We start from the raw sequence: 3,731 nt of genomic DNA on the forward strand, positions 1-3,731 counted from the left end.
AACCGGTGAGGCCTCCGGCACGGCGCTCCCACCCGTGAATGGGATACGAATCTAGGATATGATCGAACCCGGATGCCCGGCATGGATGGACATCAGCTTTGATCGTTCGCAGATCCCGCACATGAGGGAAGACCTGCACCGAGAGTTCACCGAAGAGGCCGGCGGCCTCCAGTTCCCGCAGGCACATCGAGAGGTTTGGTCGCGGCGGGCTCACATCATAGACATGGACCGTGAGGAGTCCGGACAGGTCGGGATCGAGGACGAAGGTAATATGCTCGTCAAGACCGGTGAAGACTGTGCACCGGTAACCGGAATCGCGGGCGAGCCGGATCAGGTTCGTTCGGTCATGCAGCTGCACTTTTTCGGGATAGCAGAAGACTTCTTCTGCCTTCGCAAGGAGATGCGTGGAAACAATCCTGCGCATCAGTCCCGTTTCCGCCGGATCGGGAGTCACTTCCAGCAGCTCGAAACCGTTTCCGGTTTCACGGAGGAGGTACCGGCTCAGGAAATAGACCCGGTCGCCGCACGGTTTTGTCGAGGCGTGCCCCACAATCTTACAATGTTCCGGAAAGATCATCGCCGTTTTCTCCAGTACTCCACAAGCCCGCCAGCCCCGAGGATCTCCTGCATCCTCGGAGAGAGGGTCTTTACCGCATGCCGTTTTCCCGAGACCTCGACCATGCCCTGCGCAAGGTTGAATGTTATCTGGCTCCCCTCATCGCACGCGATATCTGCTTCAATGAGTGGCAGGCCGACATTGATCGCGTTGCGGAAGAAAATCCGTGCAAACGAGGGTGCGACCACTGCGACTACCCCGGCCTCCCGGATCGCGACGGCTGCCTGTTCCCGCGAGGACCCGCATCCGAAATTCTTCCCGGCGACAATGACGGCGCCCCTGAGCCGGTTCGCAAGCGTCGGGTCAAGGTCCTCGAAGACATGCGCTGCCCAAATGCTCTTGTCCTTGGTTCGCAGGTATCTCCCGGCTATTACCACATCGGTATCGATGTCCGCAGGCAGGCAGATCGCACGCCCCCCGGTCTTCATCAGGCAACCTCCGGCGTCGTGATCTCCCCTGTAAGCGCACTGGCTGCCGCCGTGGCAACCGAGGAGAGGTAAATCTCTCCGCCAACACCCATGCGGTTTTTGAAGTTGCGGTTGGCCGTGGAGAGACAGACCTCCTCTTCCCCGAGGACGCCCATGTGGGCGCCAAGACAGGGGCCGCAGCCGGGTGTCCCGACCGTGCATCCCGCCTCGATAATGTCGGCAAGGACCCCTGTCCGTGTTGCCTGGAGGAGAACGGACGCAGAAGCGGGGACGACAATCGTCCGCACCGCTACTTTCTTTCCTTTCACGATGCGGGCAAGCCGTGCCATGTCGGAGTACCTCCCGTTGGTACACGTGCCGATGAATACCTGGTCAAGGGGAAGCCCGGCAAGTTCGTCAACGGGTTTCACCGTATCAACGCGGTGAGGGACGGCAATGAGAGGGATTATGTCGGAGAGATCGAATTCCGGCTCACGTGAATACATACAGGATTCGGGGATCTGTGGCTTTGCGGTATGCCCCCGTTCCCTCAGATAGCGAACGGTTACGTCGTCGGCATAGAACATTCCTGCTTTTGCACCCGCTTCAACTGACAGGTTGGAGAGCACCATGCGTTCGTCAATGGACAGATCTTTTACTGCATCGCCAATGAACTCCAGTGCCTGGTAGGTTGCTCCGTCGGTCCCGAGCTCCCCCACATAGGCAAGGGCGAGATCCTTTGCCTCCGCAGCCCCGGCAAACCGCCCTTCGAGCCGGATACCTATCGTTTCCGGGACCCGGAGCCAGGTTTCACCGGTCAGCCAGATCGCTGCCATGTCCGTTGCCCCGACACCGGTGGCAAACGCCCCGAACGCGCCGAGCGTGACGCTGTGCGAGTCGGCACCGATGACAATCTCACCGGGCAGGACATTTCCCTCGCCCATCAGCTGGTGGCAGATGCCCCCGCCAACATCGGAGAAGTTCATGAACGAGCTTTTTGCGAAACCGCGGAGCTCGTGCTGGAGGGTTGCCGCAGTGCTGTTGTTTGCCGGGGCGATATGATCGAAGAAAATCGAAAACTCGGTGTCGTCGGCAAGGTGACCGGCGCCCATGTTCTTCCATGCCTCCAGGGCAAGCATGCCCGTTCCGTCACAGGCAAATGCCCGGTCAACCTTACGATCCACGTATTCTCCGGCCGGTGCATTCAGGATCCGTTCGGAAAGGGTGCTCATTGAGGGGACTCCTTTACTTTCTTGATCAGTTTCCGTAATACATCGGGAGTGATGTTGCACTTGTGCTCGGAATGGTCCTTGACCAGGTCGAGTACGGTGCAGATCTGTTTTTCGGAGAGCTCGCAGCCAATAGTCGAGACAACGTGCTCCAGCGCCTTTTTTCCCGTATGTTTACCGAGAATGAAGTGCCGTTCCCCGCCCACAAGATCCGGGGGGAAATACTCATACGCAGAGGGATCTTCCAGGATAGCAGCGATATGGATGCCGCTTTCATGGGAGAATGCCAGCTCACCGGTGACAGGCTTGTTCCGGGGAAGTGCAACTCCCGAGTATTTCTCCACCAGGTGAGAGAGTTCCGTCAGCTTCGAGAGATCGTAGCGGTCAATGCCCTTCTTCATCCGCAGGGCAACGAGCAGTTCTTCGAGTGATGCGTTCCCTGCCCGTTCTCCGATCCCATTGACCGTGGTGTGGAGCTGGAACGCGCCTGCTTCGGCCGCCGTGATGGTATTTGCCACGGCACATCCCATATCGTTGTGGCAGTGGGCGCAGAACGGTCGGTCCACTGAGTCAACGAGTTCAGTCATCATGCGCTGCATATCGGAGGGGAGGAGGCAGCCGACAGTATCGGCAAAACTGAGGAGAACCGCACCGTGATCTGCTGCACCGCGATAGACCTTTTTTAAGAAAGGAATGTCGGTGCGGGATGCATCTTCGGCGGCAAACCGGACCTGGACACCGTGGTCACGGGCATAGTCGATCATCTTCAGGGCGTCTTCGAGCACTTGTTCCCGGGGTTTTTTGAACTTGAGGCGGACGTGGAGCTCGGAGGTCGGTATGAAGATGCTCACCATGTCCACATCGCAATCGATTGCAGTCTGGATATCCGGCTCGCGTGCCCGGGAGAAACCGCAGATCCGGGCATCGAGGCCAAGATTTGCAATGGTCTTCACGCACTGCTTTTCATTCTCCGATACGGCAGGGAATCCGGCCTCGATCACTTCGATGCCGATCTCATCGAGCTTTGTTGCAATCTCTGCCTTCTCTTTGCAGGAGAACGAGACGCCCGGCGTCTGTTCCCCGTCCCTTAAGGTCACGTCGCAGATCTCAATATTCAACGATTTCATGGGTGCTCCCTTCCGGACAACTCCCGTTGACAACAAGGATCCGTGGCCTGTCCGTAACCACGAGCTCGTGTTCAAGTGTCGGTACATCGTCGGCCCGGCAGACCACCGGATTCGCCCATTGCAGGTAGCGGACCGGGTCATACGCCGGCTGTTTCCCGGTCATGGCTGTGCAGGTATTATTCATCACGATACAGAGCAGGGGCAGCTGCTTCTCGTATACGTCGATGAGTGCGTTCAGACCGGAGTGGAGAAGGGCATAATCCCCGATGAGGGCGACTTTCGTGCTCCGTGCGGCAACGGCAATGCTCGCACCCATACCGTAACTGGCCACCCCGAGTTCGTAGGGCGGGGT

Annotated in this window: 5 protein-coding genes; all 5 read right to left on the reverse strand. The window is 58.4% G+C overall.

Features of this window, described 5'->3' with window-relative positions; all coding sequences use genetic code 11:
- Positions 1-577, reverse strand: a 577-nt coding sequence (locus CW742_RS08680) for a hypothetical protein (RefSeq protein WP_292419216.1), incomplete at its 3' end; no start/stop codon positions are given.
- Positions 574-1,044: a 3-isopropylmalate dehydratase gene (locus tag CW742_RS08685; RefSeq protein WP_292419219.1), complete on the reverse strand. Its 471-nt coding sequence runs from the start codon at positions 1,042-1,044 to the stop codon at positions 574-576. The genes CW742_RS08680 and CW742_RS08685, both read right to left, overlap by 4 nt.
- A complete protein-coding gene (locus tag CW742_RS08690; protein ID WP_292419221.1) occupies positions 1,044-2,255 on the reverse strand; it encodes an aconitase/3-isopropylmalate dehydratase large subunit family protein in 1,212 nt (403 codons plus the stop codon). Before CW742_RS08690 ends, CW742_RS08685 begins: the two co-directional genes overlap by 1 nt.
- Positions 2,252-3,379, reverse strand: coding sequence for a homocitrate synthase family protein (locus CW742_RS08695; RefSeq protein ID WP_292419224.1), 1,128 nt, complete (start codon positions 3,377-3,379; stop codon positions 2,252-2,254). Before CW742_RS08695 ends, CW742_RS08690 begins: the two co-directional genes overlap by 4 nt.
- Positions 3,360-3,731 (reverse strand): thiamine pyrophosphate-dependent enzyme (locus CW742_RS08700; RefSeq protein WP_292419227.1); only part of this gene is annotated, 372 nt, incomplete at its 5' end. The genes CW742_RS08695 and CW742_RS08700, both read right to left, overlap by 20 nt.

Origin of the sequence: Methanoregula sp. (assembly GCF_002835825.1) — an archaeon.
GTDB lineage: Archaea > Halobacteriota > Methanomicrobia > Methanomicrobiales > Methanospirillaceae > Methanoregula.

Bases quoted from the DNA above. Each gene is read 5' to 3' on its own strand.
- CW742_RS08690 (WP_292419221.1), bottom strand. From the start codon at position 2,255: ATGAGCACCCTTTCCGAACGGATCCTGAATGCACCGGCCGGAGAATAC.
- CW742_RS08685 (WP_292419219.1), bottom strand. From the start codon at position 1,044: ATGAAGACCGGGGGGCGTGCGATCTGCCTGCCTGCGGACATCGATACC.
- CW742_RS08695 (WP_292419224.1), bottom strand. From the start codon at position 3,379: ATGAAATCGTTGAATATTGAGATCTGCGACGTGACCTTAAGGGACGGG.